Raw genomic sequence first — 24,634 nt, forward strand, 5'->3', positions numbered from 1 at the left:
ACTTGACCGGCTAAACCGGTTTGTGGGCCGGATATGGGCAAGCTATGACCTGGTCAGGTCGAGCGTATAAATCACCTGCGTATGGTTCTCCGGATCCGTGCGACAATCCCAGCCCATCGCTTGGGCCACCCGACGCAGCCTATTGTTAGCTGCCGAGTCAATCGAGTACAGGTGCTCAATTCCCCTGGCACGCGCTGACTCTATCAGCCGGTCCAGTAACAGGGTGCCGAGTCCCTGCATTTGCCATTCGTCTGCTACTACCACTGCACATTCAGCGGCCTTACCGCCAGCTTCCAGGACATAGCGGGAAACGCCAATTTCTCTGTCTTGCCCATCGTCTCGCTTGATGGTGGCGACAAATGCCTCCCGCTGGTCGTGATCAATATCTGTCAATCGTTCAAGCATTTGCTGGCTGGGCTTGCCAACGCCACCCAGGAAACGAAAGTGGCGTGATTCCGGCGACAGGTTGGTAATGAATTCACGCTCCAGGTCTATATCGGCCCGGTCCAGCGGGCGTATTTTCACTACCCGGCCGTTGCGGAGTTTCTCGGTCACCGCTCTCGATATCGCCTCTCGATGCTGCTCTTCGGACATTGTCGCCTGTCTCCTCTCACGCTGGCCTGCTGGTTTCTACAATCAGCCTAAATAATAGTTCTCTGTCGTTGCGGTCGGCCAACCTGACAGATGTATTTCGCGCACCAGTAAACACGCCGCACGGGGTACTCATATCATGCAGGATTACGTTTTACAGGCACGAGACCTGGACATCCTGATTCAGGTGGTTCGTGCAGAGGGTTTCGAGGTCATGGGGCCGGTCCTGCGCGACAACGCCATCGTCTATGACGCAATTTCCACCGCGGCAGATCTCCCGCAGGGTTGGACCGATGAACAGGAGAAGGGCACCTACCGGGTAAAGCGTCGCAACGACGGCGCGTATTTTGGTTATGCGGTTGGGCCACATTCATGGAAGAAGTTCCTGCAACTGCCGCACCGACAGGTCTGGAAAGCACGAAGCAACAACTCCGGTATCCAGGTTGCAGAGATTGTCGATGAAGCGCCACAACTTGCCTTCCTGGGTGTGCGAAGCTGCGAAATGCACGCCATTGCCATCCAGGACCGGGTATTCGTTGATGGTGAATATCAGAATGACAGTTATACGCGGCGGCGTAGCAACATCTTTATGGTTTCAGTGAACTGTACCTCCGCCGCAGCCAGTTGCTTTTGCACTTCAATGGATACCGGCCCCAGGGTAACACTCCCCTGTGACCTGGAGATGACAGAAGTCATCGAAGGTGAAACGCACTATTTCCTGGTTGGCAGTGAATCATACCGGGGAGCACGCGTACTACAGCAGCTACCGGTTGTACCTTCAACTCAGGAGCATGAGGCGAAGGCAGAACGAGCCGTACAGAACGCAGTGCGGCAGATGGAAAAGGGGCCGCGCAATTTTGACAGTACCGACCTCAAGGAACTGCTTTACCGCAATTACGAGAGCCCGTCCTGGGACCGGGTTGCAGAGCGCTGCCTTTCCTGTGCCAATTGCACCATGGCTTGCCCCACCTGCTTCTGTTCCACTGTGGAGGACACCACCGACTTGAGTGGAACCTACGCAGAGCGCTGGGAGCGCTGGGATTCGTGCTTCACTGCTGATTTCACCTATATTACCGGGGGCGCCGTACGGCCGGATACACGAACTCGTTACCGCCAGTGGATGACCCATAAACTGGCCACCTGGCACGACCAATTCGGTTCTTCCGGCTGTGTCGGTTGTGGGCGATGTATCACATGGTGCCCGGTGGGAATCGACCTCACCGAGGAAGTCCGAAAAATTCGAGAGCTTGAAAAAATTAACCGGGAAGGTCCATGAAAACCATTGCCGAACTGTTACGTGAGCATCCCTTTTTCCGGGACCTGGCCCAGGCCGACCTGGAATTTATCGGTGGCTGCGGAGAGAACGCCATCTATGCTACTGGTGATTACCTGGCGCGGGAGAATGAGCCGGCCGATCATTTCTTTGTGATCCGCAGTGGCAAGGTCGCAGTGGAAACTTACTTGCCTGACCGTGGCCCGCTGTGCCTGCAGACGCTGCACGATGGGGATATTTTCGGCTGGTCCTGGCTGTTTCCACCCTACGTTTGGACCTTTGATGCCCGCGCCCTGGACGAAGTTCACGCGATACGCCTGGGAGGAAAATGCCTGCGGGAAAAATGTGAAGGGGAGCCGCGCCTGGGATTCCAGCTCATGAAGCGTTTCGCCCGAATTGCCACAGAACGGCTACAGGCGGCAAGGATTCAGTTACTGGATGTCTATGGACAGAGTCCACCGCCGCAAGGGGACACCTGGTGATACCACGGGTGTATCGAATTGAACATCGCCGGGAGGAGTATCCCGGTACTTTTACCCTGGAGATGTCAGCCGACCGGGGACGCCCTGTGACGTGTGATCCGGGGCAGTTCAATATGCTCTATGCCTTTGGTGCCGGCGAGGTACCTATATCAATTAGCGGGGCAGGCCGTCGGGATGGGTTGCTGGTACACACCATCCGCACCCAGGGACTGGTAACTGCGGCCCTGGAGAGGCTGAAGGAAGGCGAGCAACTCGGTGTGCGTGGTCCCTTCGGCCAGGGCTGGCCGCTGGACCTGGCCAGGGACAGTGACCTGCTGATCATCGCCGGGGGCGTGGGCCTCGCACCACTGAGACCGGTTGTTTACAGCCTCCTGGACGGCAGAGGCCGTGCCCGACGTACTCAGCTTTACTATGGGGCCCGAAGGCCGGAGGAAAGGCTCTTCCGGCACGAACTCAACCAGTGGGGGCGGGCTGTGTCGTTGGTGCAATCGGTGGATCATGCAGACAGTGACTGGCCGGGCCATATTGGCGTGATAACCGGGCCACTGCAGGCATCGCGGATCAACGGACCGGAAACAATTGCATTTGTCTGTGGGCCGGAGCTCATGATGCGCTTCAGCATCCGCGTGCTACTCGAGAGCGGCGTGCCGGCGTCCGCTATATTCCTTTCCATGGAGCGCAATATGAAGTGTGCCACCGGCCTCTGTGGCCATTGCCAATGGGGTCCCCGTTTTATCTGCAAGGACGGCCCGGTGTTCTGCTACAAGGATATCCAGCCATGGTTCCAGATTCGCGGGCTGTAAAAAAAACCTCCGGGAAGCGAAAGCTCGCAGTGTGGAAGTTCGCCTCCTGTGACGGTTGCCAACTCAGCCTGCTGGACTGTGAAGATGAGCTGCTGGCACTGGCGGGAGAGATGGAGATTGCGTATTTTATGGAGGCCAGCAGCCATCAGGTGGAGGGACCATACGACCTTTCGCTGGTGGAGGGATCCATCACCACTGCCCGGGACAAACGCCGGATTCAGCAGGTTCGCGCACAGTCCCGGGTGCTAGTGACTATCGGGGCCTGCGCAACCGCCGGTGGCATCCAGGCCCTGCGCAATTTTTCCGATGTGGAGGAGTTTACCTCCGTCGTCTACGCCCACCCGGAATATATCGCCACCCTGAAAACCTCAACGCCTGTCAGTGCCCATGTAGCAGTAGACTTCGAGCTGCAGGGCTGCCCGATCAACAAGCACCAGCTGCTGGAGGTCATCAGTGCATTCCTGCACCGGCGCCCTCCACAGGTGCCGGCACACTCGGTATGTGTCGAATGCAAAATCCGCGGCAATGTCTGCGTCTGGGTTGCCGATGGCATCCCCTGTATGGGACCGGTGACACACGCCGGCTGCGGCGCCCTGTGCCCGGGCTATAGCCGCGGCTGCTACGGTTGCTACGGCCCCAAGGAAAATACCAACACAGCCTCCCTATGTCACTGGTGGAAAAAGGAGTTGGGCGCAGACCAGGCCACCATTGTCGAGAACCTGCGCAACTACAATGCGGCCGCACCGGTCTTTGCACGCGAGAGTCGCCGCCAGGAGAGGCCCGATGGCGAAAAGTAAGACCATCAAGGTGGACTACCTGGCGCGGGTGGAGGGGGAGGGAGCCCTTTACATCCGCTACGATGATGGCGGAGTTCGCGATGTCAAACTGAAGATCTTCGAGCCACCGCGTTTCTTCGAGGGCTTTATGCGCGGTCGGGACTACCTGGAGGCACCGGACATCACCGCCCGAATCTGCGGTATCTGCCCGGTGGCCTACCAGATGAGCGCCCTGCATGCGATGGAGCATGCGCTGGGCCTGACCCCCACGGCGGAACTCCGGGACCTGCGACGGCTGATCTATTGCGGTGAGTGGATCGAGAGTCATGCCCTGCATATTTTCATGCTGCACGCGCCGGACTTCCTCGGCTATGACAATGCTGTCGCCATGGCGAAGGATCATCCGGCCATTGTGCAGGATGGCCTGGAAATCAAGAAAGCCGGCAACGCCATCGTGAGCCTGATTGGTGGACGGGAAGTGCACCCGATCAATGTGCGGGTAGGAGGATTCTACCGGGTTCCAACTGTCGAAGAACTGGGCCCCTTGCGGGAACAACTCCTGAAAGCAAGGGATATGGCGGTGCAAACTGCCCACTGGGCAGCTTCACTCACATTTCCGCGGTTCGAGCGTCCCGCAACGGATCCCTATGAATTTGTCGCCCTTTCCCATCCCCGTGAGTACCCGATGAACGAGGGCCGTATCGTATCCACCCGCGGCCTGAACATCCCTGTAGAAGAGTACGAGACGCATTTCCGTGAGGAACATATCGATTACTCAAATGCACTACACAGCGTACTGGTGGAGCGGGGTGCCTACCTCGTTGGCCCAATGGCGAGGTATAACCTCAATTACGAACACTTGTCGCCACTGGTTCAACAGACGGCCGAAGTAATCGGGTTCCCGCCATTTTGCGCCAATCCATTCCAGAGCATTGTGGTACGAAGCCTGGAGGTGCTTTACGCCTTTGACGAGGCTCTGCGGATAATCGATTCCTATCGCAGGCCAGAGCAGCCATACCTGGCAACCGATCCCCGAGAATCCAGCGGTTGTGCCGCCACCGAGGCGCCCCGGGGGCTGCTCTACCACCGCTATGACATCAACGACAGGGGCAAGATCACCGATGCCAGGATAGTGGCGCCCACCTCCCAGAACCAGAAGTCCATCGAGGATGACTTACGCCACCTGCTGCCGAAGTTCCTGGACTTGCCGGAGAACAGGCTACAGGCCCGATGTGAGCAGGCAATCCGTAATTACGATCCCTGTATCTCCTGTTCGACCCACTTCCTGCAGCTGCACCTGGAACACGATGAAGGCCGGGGCGGAGCAGGGATATGAGCGGAGCCATCCCGGGGAGCTGGGCAATCATCAGCCTTGGCAACCGCTTCCGCGGTGACGACAGTGTGGGCCCATACCTGCTGCACCGGCTGCGCGTCCGGCTCGGCGATGCAGTGGATTGCCTGGAAAACGGTGGCGACATGACCCGTTTGCTGGAAGACTGGAAAGGTCGTGGTGTTTGCCTCGTCGACGCTGTCGTGGCGCAAGGGCGCGATTTGGGGGAGATCATCCACCTGGACGGCCTCACTGAGACTTTGCCGGCCGGGGTCTGCACCACATCCAGTCACGGCTTTACGCTGGCCGAGGCACTGGAGCTCGCCCACCTGCTGGATTCACTGCCAGATAAGCTGGAGATCTACGCTATCTGTGGCTCCAACTTCGCCACTGGCGCCCCCCTTTCCCCGGCAGTGCTGGCCGCTGCGAAAAAAGTCGAACAGGAAATTCTGCAATACCTTGCACAACAGGCAGGAGGCCCACCGTGCACGAACAATCGCTGATAAGGAACCTGGTGGGCAAGATACAGGTGCTCGCCAGGCATGAAACCGGCAGGCTGGTTGCTGCCAGGCTGCGCCTGGGAGCACTGGCGCATATCTCGGCAGATCACCTGCGCGAGCATTTCGAGCATGAAACCGCCGGCACGCCCCTGGAAGGCCTCCGTCTGTACATCGAGGAATTGACCGATATCCATCACGCCCAGGCCCAGGAAATTGTCCTGGAAAGCCTTGAGTTCGAGGATAGCGATGAACCCTGAGCGAACCGAGCGCCTGCGTGTCGAGGTTGGCGGCCTGGTACAGGGCGTCGGCTTTCGCCCGTTTGCCTATCAACTGGCGTACCGCTGCGACATCAGCGGATGGATCGCCAATGATACCCGGGGCGTGCAAATGGAAATCCAGGGCAGGGCGCGACGAGTACGGGAGTTTCTGCAGAGGCTGCAACAGGAAAGGCCGCCTCATGCCCGTATCGATGACCTGGCAATCGAGGCCATCCCACTCCTGGCAGAGACCGGATTTACCATCCGCGACAGCGATCGCTGCCCATCGCCTTCGGCGATTATCTTGCCCGACCTGGCCCCCTGTGCCGACTGCCTGGGGGAACTGTCAGACCCCACCAGCCGGAGATTCGGTTACCCGTTCATCAACTGCACGCACTGCGGCCCGCGCTTCAGTATTATTGCGCGGCTGCCGTATGACCGGCCCAATACGGCCATGCAGGCTTTTCCCTTGTGTGACGACTGCCGACGCGAGTACGTCGATCCACAAGACCGTCGCTTTCACGCGGAGCCCAATGCCTGCGCCCGTTGTGGACCGCAACTGCAACTGTGTGACCGGCATGGAAATGTCAACGCCGGAGGAGCCACGGCGCTGCAACAGGCTGTCGCCGCGATCCAGGCCGGCCAGATTGTCGCCATCAAGGGAGTCGGCGGTTTCCAGCTGTTGGCGGATGCGTCCAACACCGAAACAGTTTGCCAGCTACGCGACCGCAAACAGCGGCCACACAAGCCTTTTGCGTTGCTGTACCCGAACCTGGTTACCGTTCAGAGGGACTGCAGGCTCAGCGGGCGGGAGGCGGAGTTGCTCAGTGGTCCGGAGAGGCCTATTCTCCTGCTCGCCGCGCTGGAGCAGGATACCGCCCATATTGTTCCGGAGGTCGCGCCCGGGAACCCGCTTCGCGGTGTCATGCTCCCAGCCTCACCGCTGCACCATCTCCTGATGCAGGCGCTGGAGCGCCCGGTGGTTGCCACCAGCGGCAACCTGGCGGGTGAGCCTATCTGTACTGAAAACAGCGACGCGCTGGTCCGTCTGGGAAAGATCGCGGACCTGTTCCTGTGGCACAACCGCCGAATACTTCGGCCCGTGGACGATTCCGTGGTGCGAATTATCAATGGCCAGCCCGTGATGATTCGACGTGCCCGGGGCTACGCACCACTTCCCCTAAAGCTACCGTCTTCCAGCGCGAGCACGGAATGCCGGGTCGCCCTGGGGGCAGACCTGAAAAACTGTGTGGCAGTCGCGCGCGGCACCACTGTCCACTTGAGCCAGCATATTGGCGACTTGCAAGACCGGGTCGGACTTCAGGCTTTTGAACGTGCGATCGCTGACCTCCTGGGATTGTATGAGCTGGAACCCATGACACTACTCTGCGACCTGCACCCGGGATACACGTCTACGCGCTGGGCGGAACAAAGTGGCCGGCAAAAGTCTGGCGTACAGCATCATGTGGCCCACTTTTTTTCCTGCATGGCGGAGCATGCCTATCGGGGCCCGGCATTGGGTATCTGCTGGGACGGCACCGGTTATGGCACGGACGGCACCCTGCGTGGCGGGGAGTTCCTGCTCTGGGACGGCGGCCACCAGGTTGCTCATTTCGGCAGTCTCCGCAAGTTCCGCTTACCCGGCGGCGATCGGGCCATTCGAGAGCCACACCGCGCAGCGGCGGGACTCCTGTTCGAGATGCTGGGTCGAGAGGCTTTTTCACAATCGCCCCTGCGGCAGCAGTTCAAGGCCCGCGAGAGGCACAACCTGGCCAGGATGCTGGAAAGGAACATCAACAGTCCCTGGTGTAGCAGTATCGGCCGCCTGTTCGACGTTGCGGCCGCGCTGCTGGGTCTCTCCACACGGAGCTCTTTCGAGGGGCAGGCAGCCATGGCGGTGGAACATGCCGCACAGGACTCGGTCACTACCTCAAGCTATCCCCACAGCTTGTGTAGACTCCACGACCGTTGGCTGATCGACTGGGAGCCGACAATTTCTGCACTATTGCAGGATACCGCCGCGAACGTCCCTGTGGCCGACAGGGCGGCGATGTTCCACACCACTCTGGCCCGGATGGCCCAGGCCCTGGCCCATAAAGCCGGAACAGAGAATGTCTTCCTGTCAGGCGGCGTCTTCCAGAACCGTCGGCTCACAGAAACCGTGGTCAGGAGACTGGAGCAGGACGGCTTTCGGGTCCATTGCCACAGCGCTGTGCCACCGAACGACGGCGGCATTGCTCTGGGCCAGCTCTACTACGCCCAGTGCATGGCCCAGAGCGGCGTAAAGATCGGGGAGGGTGGCGCCCTATGTGTTTAGGTATTCCCGGCCGGATCGAGGAGATTATCAACAACAGCCCACTGGAGCGCTGTGGCAGGGTCAGCTTTGGCGGTATCAGCAGGGAAGTCAACCTGGCTTATGTCCCCGAGGCAGCTGTCGGCGACTATGTAATCGTGCATGTGGGCTTTGCCATCAGCCGGGTGCGGGAGGATGAAGCCCGCCGGGTTTTCCGTTACCTGGAGGAAATCGGGGAGCTGAAAGCGCCATGAGATACCTGCATGAATACCGGCAACGGGAAAGCATTGAAAAGATCCAGACAGAAATCTCACGGATCACCACCAGGCCCTGGACCATCATGGAGGTTTGCGGTGGACAGACCCACGCTATCGTCAAGTATGGACTGGAGACGTTCCTGCCTGAGCAAGTGGAGCTGGTACACGGCCCGGGCTGCCCGGTTTGTGTGACGCCGCTGGGAATCATCGACAGGGCCATCAGCATCGCCGCCCGGCGCGGGGTCATTTTCTGTTCCTTCGGCGACATGCTGCGGGTTCCCGGCAGTGAGCGCGACCTGCTGGCCGTAAAGGCGGTGGGAGGGGATATCCGTATCGTCTATTCCCCCCTCGACGCAGTGGCCCTGGCTGAAGACAATCCGGACAGGGAGGTGGTGTTCTTCGCTATTGGTTTTGAGACCACCGCGCCCGCCAACGCAATGGCCGCCTACCTGGCAAGGAAGAAGGGGCTCCGAAACTTTTCGCTCCTCGTTTCCCATTTCCTGGTCCCGCCGGCCATAGAGGCTATCTGTTCCACAACGGACAATCGTGTGCAGGGCTTTCTTGCGGCTGGCCACGTGTGCGCGGTCATGGGGTATGAGCAATACCCACCTCTGGCACGGCGACATCGCGTCCCGATCGTGGTTACCGGCTTCGAGCCCCTGGATATCCTCGAGGGTGTGCTCATGTGCCTGTCCCAGCTGGAACAGGGCAGCTGCAGGGTGGAGAACCAGTATGCACGTGCGGTTGATCGCAGGGGCAATGCCCCGGCACAGGAGATGGTCAAGCAGGTATTCGAGATCGCCGACCAGCACTGGCGTGGGGTCGGACATATCGGTCACAGCGGACTACGCTTGAACCCCGGGTTTGCAGACTTCGATGCTGAAAAAAGGTTTGCCCCCCCGCACACTCCGCGAATGGATGACAGTGGGTGTATCAGTGGCCAGATAATGCGGGGCCTTAAAAAACCTTGCGACTGTCCCCATTTTGGCCGTCGCTGCCGTCCCGAACAACCATTGGGCGCACCCATGGTCTCCTCAGAGGGAGCCTGCGCTGCTTATTACCGTTACAACCGACAGGTCACGACTGATGAACGTTGAGTGCCCGCTCACCACAAATACCGGGACAGTGGTGCGTCTCGGGCACGGCAGTGGGGGCGTGATGAGCCAGCAGCTGCTGCGCGAGTGTGTCTTCCCCCATTTTGACAATGCCTGGACCAAACAGGAACACGACGGGGCCAGGATCCCAATGCCAAAAGGGCAAGTGGTGTTCACCACCGATTCCTTCGTAATCACCCCGCTGTTTTTCCCTGGAGGGGATATTGGCAAGCTGGCAGTCTACGGAACGGTAAACGATCTCGCCATGTGTGGGGCCAGGCCCGAGTACCTGAGTTGCAGCCTGATCCTGGAAGAGGGGCTGCCATTCGCTACCCTCGACAGGGTAATCGAGTCCATGGCCCGGGCGGCGTCGGAAACCGGGGTGCAATTTGTTACCGGCGATACCAAGGTGGTAGAGAGAGGCAAGGGCGACGGGCTCTATATCAACACTGCCGGTATTGGCACCATGGCCTGTCCGGATGCGATAGAACCCCGACAAATCCGGCCGGGAGATCGAATCATCCTGTCCGGGGATATCGGGCGGCATGGTGTGGCGGTAATGGCCAAACGGGAAGGGCTGTGTTTCGATAGCCCGCTGCAGAGTGACTGTGCGCCTTTGCACGGTGCGGTCCGGAGCCTACTGGATGCAGGGATAACCCCGCATTGCCTGCGCGACCTCACACGTGGCGGACTGGCTACGGCACTTGTAGAGCTGGCGGAGACCGCCCGGAAGGAAATCCTTGTACACGAAGCCGATATCCCCGTGGGGGACGCCGTGCAGGGTGCCTGTGAGATGCTGGGGTTGGATCCCCTCTACGTCGCCAATGAGGGGCGCTTTATCGCCTTTATCCGCCCGGAAGAGGTGGATCGTGCACTATCGATCCTGTCCCGCGATCCCGTTGGATCGGGAAGCCGCATCATTGGCAAGGTCGGTGAGGGTGACTGCCACCAGGTAATCCTGCGGAACTCACTGGGTTGCGAGCGCCTGCTATATCGGTTGCCCGGGGAACAACTGCCGCGGATCTGCTGATCCCGATTATGGTCGGGATTAGCGGGCGGGTTAAAACCGGTACTGCAAGGTCAATTCCGTGAAATTGAGGTCATCTGCGGGACCCGTCTCGCGAATGAACTCCCCGGGCTTACCAAAGGTATGAATTGCGGTAAACACAAGGCCGCGGCGGATTGTGTATTCGGCAGTAAATGACAGGGCAGAGGCGGCGAAGTGGGCATCACTTCCCTCCGGTCGCCGGATTATCTGGCCACTGGGACTGTAGAGGCCATCCTCGCTTTCCAGGCGCCAGAAAAAGTTGACGTCGGCGGTCAGGGCCAGTACCCCGGAGGGGTTCAGGTACAAGAAGGTATGGAAATTGTAAAAATTACGAGGACCAAAAACCGCGGCTTCAGAGAAATAGTTCCCACGGGGGTAGAGCGGGTTGAATGTCGATAACTCGTCGTCCAGCGGGTTCTTGTCACCGCTGGCAATATTGACACTCAATTTCAACCCGGGTTGCCAGTTAACCTCCGGCCACTGGTAAGCAGTCTCCATGGCCAGTGTCCAGGCATTGATATCATCGCTGCCGAAATTGCCGAACTGGTAGAGCGTCTCCCAGTTCCATATCCAGTTCCCGGCCTCACCCCAATAACGTGCTCCCAGGGAATGGCGCTGCTCCCTGGCGACTCCCTGAACATATGCAGAGCTGTCATTGCCGTATCCCAGGTAGTAGAGGTCCAGGTTGCCGGGCCCGGACAGGGGTTGCTTGATGACGCCGTAGAGCCCCCAGAGTGCCTGGTTGCTATTTGTCCCGTCATCGAAAACGCCACGCTGGTCCTCGCGTGGCCGCGCAGCGATCACATCAAGGCGCCAGCCGTCCCCGATTGAGAAGCTCCTGGCGCCATCAAAGGTGCGCCGCACATTCGGCCCCTCGCGGACATCCACCAGGCGTCCAGAGCCCAGTACAATTTCCTGGCGCCCAAGGCGAAAGGTCGTTTCACTGCCGCGCAGTTGCCTGGTGCTCAGGTCCAGGAATGCGTTCTGCCACTCGAGCTTGTCTTCATCCACGGGGCTGGGCCCCTCGGCCCGACCATTCTCCAGCGCGCTGGTGAGCTGCCCGAAGAATCGCACATCGGGATTCCAGTGCAGGTCACCAAGCAGGGAGTAGCGCTGTAACCAGACGCCGCGCTTGTCCTGGGGATCCTGTCCGTAAGCGGGGTTGTTTGTGTACTCATAACGCTGGCGGATCTCGCCGCCAAGAGTGAAATAGCGCCCGCGTGTATCGGATAGCGGGATGTATTTCCAGCAATCCGGCCAACACGCTCGGGGCGGGACACTTTCGAGGTGTGAATAGTCCTCTTCGAAGCGCAGTTTCTTTATTGGCGGCAGTTCCAGATCCCGGGAAAATCCCGATGCACTCGACAAGAGCGCGATGAGAACCAGCACCAAAACTGAAGGTTTATATTGCATAGTCCGGAACCCCGGTTACCCCCTCGGCTGTCCAGGCGACCGCCAAAGGCATATCATCCCCGGGATGAGTCCGACTGTCCCAATCCTGCAGGCACAGCCGGTCTCCTCTGATAGTGGGCGGAAATCACCTGTTACCGCTACAACCTGGTATCGGGGCTAAGAGCCGGTTGTCGTTTGCTGACGGCGGTCCGTGTAAGTTACCGGGGACCATTCTGGTATTGCAGGCAGGGCCCGGGTCTTGTGTTCTGGGTAGGCATCGGAGGCATACTCAATTTCGCCATCCACCACGGTAAGTTCAGCGCGGGTTTCCAGCAGCTCCGGCTCTTCCACCTCGAAGATATCGCGGTCGAGGATAGCGAAGTCCGCAACCATTCCCGGGGCGATTTCCCCTTTACTTTCTTCCTCGCCGGAGAACCAGGCGGAACCCTGGGTGAATAGCTTCAGCGCGGTCCGGCGGTCGAGACGGTTCTCCGGTCCATATAGCTCGGTGCCGCCGATGGTACGGCCGGAGACAGCCCAGTAGTAGGTGACCCAGGGGTTGAAACTGGCCACGCGGGTACCATCGGTGCCGAGTCCTACCGGGATTCCCATTTCCAGCATCTTGCGAATTGGGGGGGCACGGCGGGCCGCTTCTTTACCGTAGCGCTCAATGAAGTACTCACCGGCAAAGGCCATACGTGCCTGTACAGAAATTCCGCCACCCAGGGCCTTGATTCGCTTCAGGTTCTGGTCGGATACAGTCTCCGCATGGTCGGGTGAGGTCAGCTCTGACGCCAGCTCAGTATGGATTACATGTACGTCGTCGCTTAGCCAAGGGGAAGTGGCACGGGTTGCGCCTTACTTAGCGTTGCCCGAGGGCGGAAGTGGATGACATCCTGGATCGCGTGAAGACTGGCGCAAGTGCACAGGGCGCGGCGGATAGCTGCACCGTGTGCACTGGGCAGGTATTAACAACCACCCTAATACAAAGTGAAGTTCGCATAATATAGATTATGTTAAATTAGGTGTCAGGACACCGGACCCACAGATCGGCCCACTGCCATGTCCCCTGCAACTAGACTTGCGAAAACTGGACAGGAAATACCATTGCCGGACAGGTTCAACGATCACGCAGCCAATGAGCGCACTTTCCTTGCGTGGGTACGCACGGCCGTCGCTGTGGTGGGGTTCGGTCTCGCGGCCGGCAGGCTGGGCACGCAGCCGCCGCCGGTGAGGAGTGAATTCACCCTTCTGGTGATGGGCGCTGTGATCATACTGCTGGCTTACCTCCGAATGCGGATCCAGCGTGACCGGATCGAGGGCCTGACAAAGGTCGATGACAGGGCCCGGCCTGTCGACTGGCTTTTGACGGGCCTCGTTTTGAGCCTCTTTGCCCTGGTGGGTTTCTTCACGCTGCACCTGGCGTAGCTACTGATGGTCCTCAGTGCTTGCGAAATCGCTCCAGGAACGCAGGAATACGCTGTTCCAGCCAGTAAACGGGGCGCCAGAGACTACCGCCAACAAACCCTACATGGCCGCCCTGCTTTGAGATCTCCAGCTCAACCGACGGACTGCATTCCGCCGGTTCCGGTACCGCGCTGGGGCAGATAAAGGGGTCGTCCACGGCGTGAATGATCAGCGTCGGGGACGCAATACGCTTCAATAGCGGCTTGCTCGAAGCACGGGTGTAGTAATCCTCAACATCACGGTAGCCGTGCAGTGGTGCCGTGAACCTGTCGTCAAAGATCCGGAAGTTGCTGAACAGGCTGGCGTCCTCCAGGTCTGGTAGCTGGCGTGCCAACTCTTCATTGGCACTCTTGCGAAGCAGGCTTTCGCGAAGGCTCGCGAGCAGGTGCCGCTGGTAGACCCGCGATAGTCCACGGTTGATCCTGTGACTGCAGGCGTGCAAGTCGAGGGGCGCCGACACTGACACCGCCGCCCTCAAGGGGCTGGCCTGACTGTCCTCACCCAGCCACTTGAGCAGCACGTTGCCGCCCAATGAGTAGCCCACGGCCATCAATGGCGTATTCGGCAATTCCTTCTGCAGGACACCGGCGAGCCAGCGAGGATCATCGCTGTCGCCGCTGTGGTACGCTCGTGGAAGCCGGTTGGGTATCCCGCCGCAGCCGCGGAAATGCATAACCGCCACCTGGAAATTGCGCTGCTGCAGGGACTCCATGATTCCCTGCGCGTAGGGAGAGTTGACCGACCCCTCGAGCCCGTGCAACACCAGGACCAGTGGCCTTGCCGGATCATCGTGGAGCTTTGCCGGCGTATGGAGCGCGATGACATCCCCGTCAGGCGTACGCAGCCAGCGGCTGTGCGTCCGCACCCAGGGCTTCGGGCGATGAAATCGGGAGAAAACAGTCTGGAGGTGACAATTGCCCAGGCCGGCGGCCGGGCGGAACTTCTCTGCCATGCAAATCAATCCGGTTCGGGGAGGCCCTACCTTACCAGAAACACAGGGCTAGGAGCCGTCCCGCACTGCCCCGTTAACCGAGTTTTCCGGCTCATCCTGCTCAGCGCGAACCTCCGGGCGCCCTTCACTTCGGGTTTCAGGCTCATCAACTCGCGCGTAGAACCGGTAGTCACCATCGCGCATCACCAGGTACACCGTATAGGGCGCAAAATTCTCACCGTCATACATCCCGGGGCTGCCCTCGGGCATCCCGGGCACGGTGAGGCCAAGACTGTCCTCCGGCGGGTTGGCGAGGAATTTCCGGATCAGTCGTGCCGGGACATGGCCTTCGAACACATATTTTCCGTCGATCACGCCGGTATGGCACCCCTGCATACCATTGGGGATCCGCCATTTGCCCTTCAAAACGCTGAGCTCATCGTTGCTGGCGTTCACCACCGGCGTCTGCATGCCATTGGCCTGTAGGTGCTCCATCCACCGCTTGCAGCAGAAGCAGAACCGGTGCTTGTAGACGGTAATGACAGATTGTTGCCCTGTCTGTGGCTCTTCAGCAGCTGCCTCAGGATCAGACGCCCCGTGTGCGGGATTGGCCATACCTGCGCACAGCACTGTCAATAAAAGGAAAGGTGCGAAAATAACCCGTGCTTCAGCGGATTTCCGCATAATGAATGGCATACAGCCCTCCCCTGTCGCTCCACTGGCGCACCAGTGTAAAGCCGGCCCCACCGAGCATTTCAGCAAACCCTTCAAGGGTATACTTGTGGCTGTTTTCCGTGTGGATGGTTTCGCCCTCGGTAAATTCGAAGCGCTCGCCAGCAATGTGGACCTGCTGCGCCTTCAGGCTGACCAGGTGCATCTCTACCCGCTGCCTCAGTGCGTGGTAAAAAGAACGATGGGCAAAGGCATCCAGGTCAAAGTCCCCGCCCAGCTCACGATTGACCCGTGCCAGCAGGTTCTTGTTGAAATTTTCAGTAACGTGTTTGCTGTCATTGTAGGCCCGCTCGAGCACAACTGAGTCCTTGACCAGGTCAGTGCCGATCAGGATCCCGTCACCAGCGGCGAGATGGGCCGCAAAGCCAGCCAGCAGCTGGCGCGCTGCGTCCGGATCGAAATTCCCGATGGTGGATCCCGGGAAGAAAATTACCCGCCGACCAGCAACCTTCTCCGTTACCACACCCTGCCAGGCTTCAGGTGCAGTAAAATCACCCACATGCGCATCCACCTCCAGGTCTGGCAACTGGCTGCGGATGCGGGTTCGGGCAGCGAGCAGGATTTCCGGCGAAATATCCATGGGGATGTATGCCCGGGGCTCCTCGAGCGCCTCCAACAAGGGTTCCACCTTCTCGCAGTTGCCCGCGCCGGGCTCGATAATCACACTGTCAGGCCCGATCAGTTGCACCATGTGCGGCAGATGGTCATGGAAAATCCCCGCCTCGGTGCGGGTCAGGTAGTAATCTGTGAGCTCGCAGATCTGCTCAAAGATACGCGACCCCTCTTCGTCGTACAGGTATTTACAGGGAAGCGTTTTTTGCTTTTTACTGAGGCCGGCAATCACATCGCGACGGAAGAATTCCGTTTCGTTGATTTCATTCGCTGGTGATAAGGCCATATTCATACTGGGTCTCCTGCCAGCCTGATACCGGTAAACTGCCACCCCTGGTGCGGGTAAAAGAAATTACGGTAGGTCATACGAATATGGTCCGCCGGCGTAATGCAGGAGCCACCCCGCAATACTTTCTGGTTACACATAAACTTGCCATTGTATTCGCCGACTGCATCCGCACTTGCACGGAAACCGGGATATGGCAGGTAGGCACTGGAGGTCCACTCCCAGAGATCACCGAGAAACTGGTTGTGGCCCGCGCCTGCGGCCAACGGCCGAAGCTGTCGTTTCTCCAGCAGGTTGGCGGAAGCCAGCTGGTCCGGCCGGCGCAGCTGGCAGGCGGCGACTTCCCACTCTGCCTCTGTCAGCAATCGCTTGCCAGCCCAGGTAGCAAAGGCATCAGCCTCATAAAAATTGAGGTGACAGGCCGGCTCCCCATCGACCAATGGCATCAGGCCGCCCAGGGTAAACTGCATCCAGCGCCCTTCCCTCTGCTGCCAGTACAATGGCTTTGCCCAGCGCTCACGCTGCACCAGGGACCACCCATCCGATAACCAGAGTCGCGGATCCCGGTAACCACCATCTTCGATAAAGTCGACAAACTCCCGGTTGGTCACCAGTCGCGATGCGACCTGAAAATCCTGCACCAGTTGCTGGTGCGCCGGGCTCTCATTGTCAAAATAGAAATGATCCCCCTCCGCACCGATGGCATAGGCCCCACCGGGAATTTCAAGCCATTGAAGGTCAGGGGCCGCGGTCTCCTCCTCCTCCGGGTCAAATGAAAAATCCGTGTAAGCAGGTAGTAACGGGTTAATGGAGAAGGCATGCTTGATATCGGTCAGCAACAGTTCCTGGTGTTGCTGCTCGTGATTCAGGCCCAGGGTAACCAGCGAGACCAGCGTGTCCGGGATGGGATATTCCGACAGCAGTTCCCGCATCGCGAAGTCCACCGCCCGGCGGTAGGAGAAAACACTTTCCAGGTCCGGTCGGGACAGCAGGCCCCGTTGTGGTCGGCTGAATGGTGTGCCCAGGCTGTTGTAGTAGGAATTGAAAAGCTCATGGTAGTGGCTGTCAAAAACCCGGTAACCTGGCAGCGCATTGCGAAGGATGAAAGTCTCGAAGAACCAGGTGGTGTGGGCGAGGTGCCATTTGCTCGGGCTGGCATCGGGCATGGACTGCAGCTGCATGTCCTCCGCCGAGAGCGGATCGGCGAGCGCCTCTGTCTCGGCACGCACCCGGCGATATCGGGAGAGGAGTTCAGCTTGGTTTTCGTCAGATACCTCTCGCGCAAGTAACGTCATGCGTTGGATCACTGCTTCTGCTTTTCATTGATCATACGCAGTTTTGGCGTGATTCCCATGAAATTGCCAGCGGCCCTGGATTTTTTGGCGCTTTTTTCTCTGTGTTTCAGTTCCCCAAAAAAAGAAAGGCCGGCAAATGCCGGCCTTTCATTACCTCTGTATCAGGGTTCCTGATCAGAAGCGCACAGTCACGTCTGCACCGAACATACGCGGCTGGAAACGCCAGCCGGTCTCGGAGCCAATCGCACTACCCGGGCCACCATAGGAACCCACGATCTCCTCATCGGTCAGGTTCTGGACCCAGGCCGAGACAGTGTAGGTATCAGTGGGGCTGTTGAAAGCCACACGGGCATTCAGCAGCTGGTAGTCAGGTACCGTCAACGACGGGTCAGAGATGGTGCCTACACGCTCGTCGGTCCAGTTGTAGTCACCCCGCAGGACGACATCGCCGCCGGAGTTCAGACCGATGACGTATTCCGCCATCAGGTTGAACTTGTTCTCCGGAGTGCCTACGCGCGGATCGCCGGTGCGGTCATCTGCAGCGGTCTCACCGGCAGCCTCGATGATCTGGTAGCGGGTGTACTCGGTCTTCAGGTTCGAGTAGTTACCGCCGATCAGGAGGTTGTCTGTAGCCGCGAACAGCACTTCCACCTCGGCGCCCTGCCCTTCGGCATCGGCGTTACGCAGGTTGTAGCTGGGGATCGGGAAACCGATCAGGCTCAGTTCCTGCAGGTTATCGTACTCGTAAGCGAACAGGGACGCGTTCAACTGCATGCGGTTGTCGAGCAGGTTCGACTTCATGCCCACTTCAAAGTTGGTGACGTTCTCCTGGTCGAAGGAGTTCTCGATATCCTCACCGTAGTTCAGGCTGTTGAAACCACCCGCCTTGAAACCGTTCGCCAGAGAGGCGTAGGTCATCACATTGTCGTTCCAGGTGTAATCAAGAACGACTCGACCGGAGAGATCGGACCAGCTGTCGGACGGCGATTCGGAAATCATCGGCTGGCCGCCGCTGAAGAAGGCAATACCGAACGGCAGGCCGTACAGCTCGTTCTGGTAGGCGGTATCGATGGTGAAGTCCTTGTCGTCCTGGGTGTAACGCAGGCCGAAAGTCAGGTCCATGCGATCGGTCAGGGACCAGGTCGCGTCACCGTAGATGGCCGCTGAACGGTAGTCACCGGTGTTCAGTACATTCTCACGCCAGCTGGCATCAGTACCCTGGACGAAGGCATTGGCGCCCTGGAACAGGCAGCCCTGCAAGAGGGCCGGGTCGCTCAGGGCCGGAGCACAGGAGAAGGTGCTCAGGAACTGGCCCCAGGCTTCCGGGGATTGCTGCGCCTGCGCAACGAGAGACGGCAGCAGGTTCTGGCCGAAGAAGCTGGCGATCAGGGCACCGTCCAGGCCAAAGCTGCGGATCATCTCGCGAGCGCCGGGTACGATGTCACGCACCTGCTCGTCGGTCATCTGGGAGATCGCCATCAGCTGCGGCGTGAGCTCGTCGATAACCGGCTGCTGCATTTCCGGCGGCAGCGCACCGGCCAGGCCCAGCAGGTCCATGGGGCTCTCACGCAGTGCGGTGTACAGGGCGAACGACTCGAAGGTACTCGGGGTGAAGAACGCCTCGGTGTTGTGCTCCAGCTTCTCCTGGGAGTAGGACGCGCCCAGGGTCCACTTGAGGGTGTCGGTCTCACCATTCAGGCGGAATTCCTGCGAGAAGAATTCCTGGTCGTCAGTGTTGGCGGAACCGAAGTAGAAGTCCGGGTTGTTGGCGCCGTCCTCGTCCTGGCCGATGTACGCCTCGAAAGTGCGGTACGCGGTGATGGAGGTGAGGGTCACATTCTCGAAATTGTGGGTGACCTTCAGGGAAGTGCCGTACAGGTCGCGCTCTTCCACGTTGCCGAAATCGAACGCCACGTCACCGAAGATATCGCCACCGCCAACGGAGATGGCATCGTTGGTGGAGACGCGGGTGGCACCGTTCTGGTCCAGGCGGCTGTACTCGCCGCGCCACAGGATTTCTGTGTTGTCGGTCGGCAGCAGCGAGACCGCAGCGCGCAGGGTCTTGGTGTCCTGCCCACCCCAGTCGGAACCGTCGAGGGCGTTCGGGTAATAACCGTCACGCTTGTCGGTGGACGCGGTCAGGCGCACCGCGGCACGATCATTGATGGCGCGGTTGATGATCACGTCCGAGGACATGCGGCCGTAGTTGCCCGCAGTCAGGGACACCTCGGTCTGGTCCTCGTTGAAGGGACGCTTGGTGATGATGTGGATGGCACCACCGGTGGCGTTGCGGCCGAACAGGGTGCCCTGCGGGCCTTTCAGTACCTCTACCCGCTCGATATCGGCCAGGGGTACCTCGGCACCGGCGCCGCGGCCGGTATAGACACCGTCCACGTAGACAGCCACCGCGGGGTCAGAACCGACAGTAAAGTCGGAAGTCTGGATGCCGCGGATGTTGTAGGTCGGCTGCAGGGCTGTGTCGTTATTCATTTCGACACCGGGGGTGGATTTACCCAGGTCGGTCAGGCTCTGTGCACCCATCTTCTCGATGTTGTCGCCGGTGAAGGCGGAAATCGCAATGGGGACATCCTGGAGGTTTTCCGAGCGCTTCTGCGCAGTCACCACCACTTCCTCGATCTCGGCCGCATAGGCGGAGCCGCTGATCGCAGTGGCAAAGGCAACAGCTTGGGAAAGAATGGACAGACGGAAGTTCCGGTTGGTACCGGGCTGATCGGCGTCGTGCATCATCGCGTCCTCGCGTTTGTTGTTATAGAAAAGCGTGATGTTCGGTTAGTTTTTTGTTATTGGGCGCCATATTACGTGCCAAAAACCAAATGTGAAAGCCCGTTATGACTTTTTTCTAGTGACCAGTCAGTTCTCCCAAACGCAACCGGTTGACGGCGGACTTTAATGGCACGTCATTCCTCTGAAAAGTGAAATTTGTGACTCTTATATGTCCCCGGGTAACTATTTTGGTGCACCGCTGGCTGCTAATATCCGGCTGTAACAAGACCAATAAGCATTTTCCACCGGATGTAGCCATGTCCCCTACCACTCCACTTCGGTTCGTGACCCGTGCACTGATACTTATCGCCACCATTACCGCGATTGCCCTGGCGGCAGGCTGGTTATGGTTGCGCCAGAGCCTGCCTATGCTCGAGGGCAGCCTGGAAACCGGCAAGCTCGACGCCCCGGTGACCATACGCCGCGATGCCCGGGGAGTTCCCCTGATCCAATCCGAAAGCCGTGACAGTATCGCCTTTGCCCTGGGCTTCCTGCATGGCCAGGAGCGCTTTTTCCAGATGGACCTGCTGCGCCGAAATTCGGCGGGTGAGCTATCGGCGCTGGTAGGGGGTGCGGCGTTGGAGCACGACCGTGAGGTACGGGTACACCAGTTCCGCCAGCGGGCTCAACGCAATGTCGAGGCCCTGCCCGCTGACCAGCAGGCGCTGCTCGCGCAGTATGTCCGCGGGGTCAACCTGGGACTGGAGGAACTGGGCAGCAAGCCCTGGGAATACGTGCTGCTCAACCAGGAGCCGCATCCCTGGACTGCAGCTGACAGCATGCTGAGTGTCTTCAGCATGTACCTGAGCCTGCAGAGCCCGATCGGCAAGTTCGAGCAACGGGATACCGCGCTTGCACAACTGTTACCCGAGGATCTCTACAGCTTCTTCTTCCCGGAGGGCGGAAGCTGGGATGCCCCCCTGATCGGGGAGGCACGCGGCCCGGTTAGCGTGCCCGAAACCCACATTGCCTCCCTCCTCAAAGAAGCAGACCCGATTGCATACCAGCCCATGGAGAGCGACGACCAGGTCTTTGGCAGCAATAACTGGGTGGTCGGTGGCGCGCTGACTGCCCACGGTGGGGCCATGTTGGCGGACGATATGCACCTGGGGCTCGACGTCCCCAACATCTGGTACCGGGCAGCGTGGACTATCCCCGGCACCGACAGACAGATGCGCGCGGCCACTCTACCGGGCGGGCCGATTGCCGTAGTGGGCAGTAATGGCCTGGTGGCCTGGGGTTTCACCAATACCATGGGTGACTGGGGCGACCTGATCCCGCTCGAAGTGGATAAGAGCGGCGAGCGTTATCGCACGCCTGCTGGCTGGGTAGAGTTTGCCGTTGAGCCCGAAGTGATAGAAATCAAGGATGGTAAACCTGAGACCCTGCAGGTGCGCAAGACCATCTGGGGGCCGGTAGTGGGTAACGACCACCGGGGCATACCACTGGCTTACCGGTGGGTGGCCCATGATATCCGCGGCGGGAACCTGAACCTGCTATTGATGGAGAAAGTCGCGTCAGCGTCCGAGGCTCTGGACCTGGGCGCCCGCCTGGGAATTCCACACCAGAACCTGGTGGTTGGTGACAGGGACGGAAACATCGGCTGGACGGTAGGCGGCGCGATTCCCCGCCGTGTGGGACTGGACGGCAGCCGCTCGGTATCATGGGCTGACGGCACCGCACACTGGGATGGCTACCTGGATGCGAGCGAGCAGCCCCGAGTCTACAACCCTCCCTCCCATCGAATCTGGACGGCGAACAGCCGGGTCATGGACGGACCGCAGTTGGCGGTAATGGGCGACCATGGCTACGCGCTGGGGGCACGCCAGCAGCAGATCCGTGACGCGCTGTTTGCCAGTGAATCCTTCGCCGAGCAAGATCTGCTTGACCTGCAGCTGGATGACCGCGCCCTCTTCCTGCAACGCTGGCAGAAACAGTTACTGGCGCTCCTTGAGGGCAACAACAACTATGCCGACGTGCGGGCCGAGCTGGAAAACTGGGAGGGCCGGGCCAGCGCCGATTCCGTAGGCTACCGTATTGTCCGGAACTTCCGCCTCAAGTTCCTCGAGCTGGCCACCGCTCCGGTACTGACCTATATGCGCCGCTTCCAGGAGGACTTTTCTTTCGGTCCACGCAAGCGGCAACTGGAATATGCGGCGTGGGAGATGAACCGCAGTGAGCCCGCGCACCTGCTCAACCCGGATTTCGAATCCTGGCGCGAGCTCAAGATGGCTGCACTGGATGCCGTCCTGGAGCGGATGGCCAGAGACGGGCTACCCCTGGACGAACAGACCTGGGGCGTGCAGAACACTGCCCGGATCTGGCACCCGCTGGGCCGTGCCGTCGCACCGGTGAACTGGCTGACAGCCATGCCGGCAGATCAGCTGTCCGGCGATACCCACCTGCCTCGGGCACAGTCGCCGACCACCGGCGCCTCCCAGCGCATGGTCGTTGCGCCCGGACGGGAGGAAAGTGCCATCTTCCATATGGCCACCGGGCAGAGCGCCCACCCGCTCTCGCCCTTCTTCGGTAACGGCCACAGTGACTGGGTCGAGGGCAATCCCTCGCCGATGAAGGAAGGCGAGACCCACTACACCCTGACACTGCACTAGCGATGACCGGTGGGCCTGCGCTTCAAGCGGTTTCGTCGAGAATGGCGAAGGACAGGAAAGAAGTCAGCAGGCCCAGTGCCGCCACAAACGGCAGCAGCGGGAAACAGATCATCAACAGGGTTGCGACGATCCAGAGATTTTTAACCCAGCCCCGCTTTACCCGATAAGCCCGGGTATAGCGCCGGGTGTGGCTGTCGTTCGGGTCCGGCAGGGAAATCTCTTCTTCCGCCGGCAAAAAACTGTGCACTAAAAGCGTGCAGTAAAATCGGATCAGCGCGACAACCATGCTAGACACCACTGGGAAAATCTATCTAGCAGTATAGTTAGCCGTTCACCAGGGGTGGTTTGCAGCCAGCGTTCAAAGTGGTTGTAGCTGTCAGTCCCCCGCCATATACAGGCCATCAGGCGGTAATGTCAGCGAAACCACTGCAACTTTTCATGCAGGCTGACGACACCGCCGACAATCGTCAATGCGGGCGCCTGCACATCGCGCTCCCGGGCCAGGTCCGGCAGCGTGCACAGGTTGCCCACCACCACACGCTGCTCCGGCGTAGTGCCTTTTTCAACCAGTGCTGCCGGTGTTTCGGCAGGCAGCCCATGCGCTGTCAGCTGTGCGCAAATGGTATCGATGCCGGTGAGGCCCATGTAGAACACCAGCGTCTGGCCCGGGGAAGCCAGCTCCTTCCAGGGCAGGACCAGCTCGCCTTCCTTGAGGTGGCCGGTAATGAAGCGCACCGACTGTGCATGGTCACGGTGCGTCAGCGGGATACCCGCGTAACTGGCACAGCCTGAGGCTGCAGTAATACCGGGCACCACCTGGAACGGAATCCTGGCATCCGCCAGCCGGTCGATTTCCTCACCACCGCGACCAAAGATAAACGGGTCCCCGCCTTTCAGGCGCAGGACTTTCTTGCCCTCTCTGGCCAGATCCACCAGCAGCTGGTTTATATTGTCCTGGGGTACCGAGTGAAACTCTTTCTTCTTGCCCACATAAATCCGCTCGGCATCCCGGCGCACCAATTCCAATACCTGGTGGGAGACAAGACGGTCGTAGAGCACCACGTCCGCCTGCTGCATCAGGCGCAGCGCACGGAACGTCAGCAGGTCCGGATCCCCGGGGCCGCCGCCCACCAGGTAGACCTCACCGGTAGGTTCCGGGCTTCCGGCCCACTTTTCCAGCACTTCGAGTAATTGTGCCTCACCTTCTTCCGGCTTGCCGGACTCCACCTTGCTCGCCACCGGGCCGGTAAAAACCCATTGCCAGAAATCCTTGCGCTGGGGCTCCGGCAGCGCCTCTTTGACCCTGTCCCGCGTGCGTGCGGCCATCTCTGCCATGGTGGCGACCGCCGGTGACAGCAGGGCTTCCAGTTGCGCACGGATACTGCGCGCCAGTACCGGCGCCGCACCGCCACTGCTGATGCCAATCGACAGGGGGCCGCGCTCAACCAGCGCCGGTACAGTAAAGGTGCAGAGTTCCGGGGAGTCCACCACGTTGACCGGCAGGCGCAGTGCCCTGGCATCGGCGGAGACAATGGCGTTGACCGATTCCTCCGAGGTGGCGGCAATCACCAGGTCGCCAAGGTCCAGAAATTCGGTGCGATAGGGTTCGGGGTAATACTGCCCACCACTTTTACGCACCAGCTCGCGTAACTCGTCGGTAATGTCCGGGGCGACCACAAACAGGCGGGCACCGGCCTTGCGCAGCAAACGCGCTTTGCGGGTGGCAACAGGTCCGCCACCCACCAGCAGGCAGGGGCGGTCTATCAGGTCAAATGCGAGGGGAATGTAGCGCAACGATGGTTATCCGTTATTCCAATCC

General features: G+C 59.7%; 23 protein-coding genes. 13 read left to right on the top strand and 10 right to left on the bottom strand.

Going from position 1 to position 24,634, the window contains the following annotated elements:
- Positions 1 to 42 precede the first annotated feature (42 nt).
- Positions 43 to 594, bottom strand: coding sequence for a GNAT family N-acetyltransferase (locus LVD11_RS03895; RefSeq protein ID WP_237056395.1), 552 nt, complete (start codon positions 592 to 594; stop codon positions 43 to 45).
- A gap of 136 nt (positions 595 to 730) precedes the next feature.
- On the opposite strand from LVD11_RS03895, the gene LVD11_RS03900 reads away from it, so the two are divergent.
- From LVD11_RS03900 to hypE, 11 genes are read left to right on the top strand one after another with little or no spacing between them, the layout of a single operon-like run.
- On the top strand, positions 731 to 1,867 hold the full coding sequence (locus LVD11_RS03900) for a 4Fe-4S dicluster domain-containing protein (protein WP_237056397.1): 1,137 nt from the start codon (positions 731 to 733) through the stop codon (positions 1,865 to 1,867).
- On the top strand, positions 1,864 to 2,346 hold the full coding sequence (locus tag LVD11_RS03905) for a cyclic nucleotide-binding domain-containing protein (protein ID WP_237056399.1): 483 nt from the start codon (positions 1,864 to 1,866) through the stop codon (positions 2,344 to 2,346). Before LVD11_RS03900 ends, LVD11_RS03905 begins: the two co-directional genes overlap by 4 nt.
- 8 nt (positions 2,347 to 2,354) lie before the next feature.
- Complete coding sequence (locus LVD11_RS03910) at positions 2,355 to 3,149, top strand: FAD/NAD(P)-binding protein (RefSeq protein ID WP_237056401.1); 795 nt, start codon at positions 2,355 to 2,357, stop codon at positions 3,147 to 3,149.
- 29 nt (positions 3,150 to 3,178) lie between these two features.
- Entirely contained in the window at positions 3,179 to 3,946 is a 768-nt protein-coding gene (locus LVD11_RS03915) for an NADH-quinone oxidoreductase subunit B family protein (protein ID WP_237056411.1), read from the top strand.
- Positions 3,933 to 5,261, top strand: a complete 1,329-nt coding sequence (locus tag LVD11_RS03920; RefSeq protein WP_237056413.1) for a Ni/Fe hydrogenase subunit alpha — start codon at positions 3,933 to 3,935, stop codon at positions 5,259 to 5,261. The genes LVD11_RS03915 and LVD11_RS03920 overlap by 14 nt, the downstream gene beginning before the upstream one ends.
- Positions 5,258 to 5,758, top strand: coding sequence for a hydrogenase maturation protease (locus tag LVD11_RS03925; protein ID WP_237056415.1), 501 nt, complete (start codon positions 5,258 to 5,260; stop codon positions 5,756 to 5,758). The genes LVD11_RS03920 and LVD11_RS03925 overlap by 4 nt, the downstream gene beginning before the upstream one ends.
- On the top strand, positions 5,740 to 6,012 hold the full coding sequence (locus LVD11_RS03930; protein WP_237056418.1) for a hydrogenase/urease maturation nickel metallochaperone HypA: 273 nt from the start codon (positions 5,740 to 5,742) through the stop codon (positions 6,010 to 6,012). Before LVD11_RS03925 ends, LVD11_RS03930 begins: the two co-directional genes overlap by 19 nt.
- Positions 6,002 to 8,329, top strand: coding sequence for a carbamoyltransferase HypF (gene hypF / locus LVD11_RS03935; protein ID WP_237056420.1), 2,328 nt, complete (start codon positions 6,002 to 6,004; stop codon positions 8,327 to 8,329). Before LVD11_RS03930 ends, hypF begins: the two co-directional genes overlap by 11 nt.
- Complete coding sequence (locus tag LVD11_RS03940; protein WP_237056422.1) at positions 8,320 to 8,559, top strand: HypC/HybG/HupF family hydrogenase formation chaperone; 240 nt, start codon at positions 8,320 to 8,322, stop codon at positions 8,557 to 8,559. Before hypF ends, LVD11_RS03940 begins: the two co-directional genes overlap by 10 nt.
- Entirely contained in the window at positions 8,556 to 9,659 is a 1,104-nt protein-coding gene (hypD, locus tag LVD11_RS03945) for a hydrogenase formation protein HypD (protein WP_237056424.1), read from the top strand. Before LVD11_RS03940 ends, hypD begins: the two co-directional genes overlap by 4 nt.
- Positions 9,649 to 10,686, top strand: coding sequence for a hydrogenase expression/formation protein HypE (gene hypE, locus LVD11_RS03950; RefSeq protein WP_237056432.1), 1,038 nt, complete (start codon positions 9,649 to 9,651; stop codon positions 10,684 to 10,686). The genes hypD and hypE overlap by 11 nt, the downstream gene beginning before the upstream one ends.
- 30 nt (positions 10,687 to 10,716) lie before the next feature.
- Here hypE and LVD11_RS03955 read toward each other — a convergent pair whose 3' ends face one another.
- Both LVD11_RS03955 and LVD11_RS03960 read right to left on the bottom strand, forming a co-directional pair.
- Positions 10,717 to 12,117, bottom strand: coding sequence for an alginate export family protein (locus tag LVD11_RS03955; RefSeq protein ID WP_237056434.1), 1,401 nt, complete (start codon positions 12,115 to 12,117; stop codon positions 10,717 to 10,719).
- 156 nt (positions 12,118 to 12,273) lie between these two features.
- Positions 12,274 to 12,906: an amidohydrolase family protein gene (locus LVD11_RS03960; RefSeq protein ID WP_369413305.1), complete on the bottom strand. Its 633-nt coding sequence runs from the start codon at positions 12,904 to 12,906 to the stop codon at positions 12,274 to 12,276.
- A 297-nt stretch (positions 12,907 to 13,203) separates the two neighbouring features.
- On the opposite strand from LVD11_RS03960, the gene LVD11_RS03965 reads away from it, so the two are divergent.
- On the top strand, positions 13,204 to 13,524 hold the full coding sequence (locus tag LVD11_RS03965; protein WP_237056441.1) for a YidH family protein: 321 nt from the start codon (positions 13,204 to 13,206) through the stop codon (positions 13,522 to 13,524).
- Between the two features lie 13 nt (positions 13,525 to 13,537).
- Here the strand turns inward: LVD11_RS03965 and LVD11_RS03970 are convergent, their stop codons facing one another.
- From LVD11_RS03970 to LVD11_RS03990, 5 genes are all read right to left on the bottom strand, one after another.
- Positions 13,538 to 14,515 carry a hydrolase gene (locus tag LVD11_RS03970; protein WP_237056443.1) on the bottom strand — a complete coding sequence of 326 codons (978 nt, stop codon included), beginning with the start codon at positions 14,513 to 14,515 and terminating at the stop codon, positions 13,538 to 13,540.
- Positions 14,516 to 14,563: 48 nt separating this feature from the next.
- Entirely contained in the window at positions 14,564 to 14,989 is a 426-nt protein-coding gene (locus LVD11_RS03975; RefSeq protein WP_237056445.1) for a DUF411 domain-containing protein, read from the bottom strand.
- 172 nt (positions 14,990 to 15,161) lie between these two features.
- Positions 15,162 to 16,130, bottom strand: coding sequence for an L-histidine N(alpha)-methyltransferase (gene egtD, locus LVD11_RS03980; RefSeq protein WP_237056447.1), 969 nt, complete (start codon positions 16,128 to 16,130; stop codon positions 15,162 to 15,164).
- Positions 16,127 to 17,419: an ergothioneine biosynthesis protein EgtB gene (gene egtB, locus LVD11_RS03985; RefSeq protein ID WP_237056449.1), complete on the bottom strand. Its 1,293-nt coding sequence runs from the start codon at positions 17,417 to 17,419 to the stop codon at positions 16,127 to 16,129. The genes egtD and egtB overlap by 4 nt, the downstream gene beginning before the upstream one ends.
- 174 nt (positions 17,420 to 17,593) lie before the next feature.
- Positions 17,594 to 20,164 (bottom strand): TonB-dependent receptor, encoded by a 2,571-nt coding sequence (locus tag LVD11_RS03990; RefSeq protein WP_237056451.1) that lies wholly within the window; start codon positions 20,162 to 20,164, stop codon positions 17,594 to 17,596.
- A 296-nt stretch (positions 20,165 to 20,460) separates the two neighbouring features.
- Here LVD11_RS03990 and LVD11_RS03995 point away from each other — a divergent pair, with 296 nt between their 5' ends.
- The gene (locus tag LVD11_RS03995) at positions 20,461 to 22,815 is read left to right on the top strand and encodes a penicillin acylase family protein (RefSeq protein WP_237056454.1); all 2,355 of its coding nucleotides are present in this window, start codon (positions 20,461 to 20,463) and stop codon (positions 22,813 to 22,815) included.
- Between the two features lie 22 nt (positions 22,816 to 22,837).
- Here LVD11_RS03995 and LVD11_RS04000 read toward each other — a convergent pair whose 3' ends face one another.
- The gene (locus tag LVD11_RS04000) at positions 22,838 to 23,062 is read right to left on the bottom strand and encodes a hypothetical protein (RefSeq protein WP_237056456.1); all 225 of its coding nucleotides are present in this window, start codon (positions 23,060 to 23,062) and stop codon (positions 22,838 to 22,840) included.
- Positions 23,063 to 23,229: 167 nt separating this feature from the next.
- A complete protein-coding gene (gene cysG, locus LVD11_RS04005) occupies positions 23,230 to 24,609 on the bottom strand; it encodes a siroheme synthase CysG (RefSeq protein ID WP_237056459.1) in 1,380 nt (459 codons plus the stop codon).
- Between the last annotated feature and the right edge of the window lie 25 nt (positions 24,610 to 24,634).

Origin of the sequence: Microbulbifer sediminum (genome assembly GCF_021729035.1) — a bacterium.
Classification (GTDB): domain Bacteria; phylum Pseudomonadota; class Gammaproteobacteria; order Pseudomonadales; family Cellvibrionaceae; genus Microbulbifer; species Microbulbifer sediminum.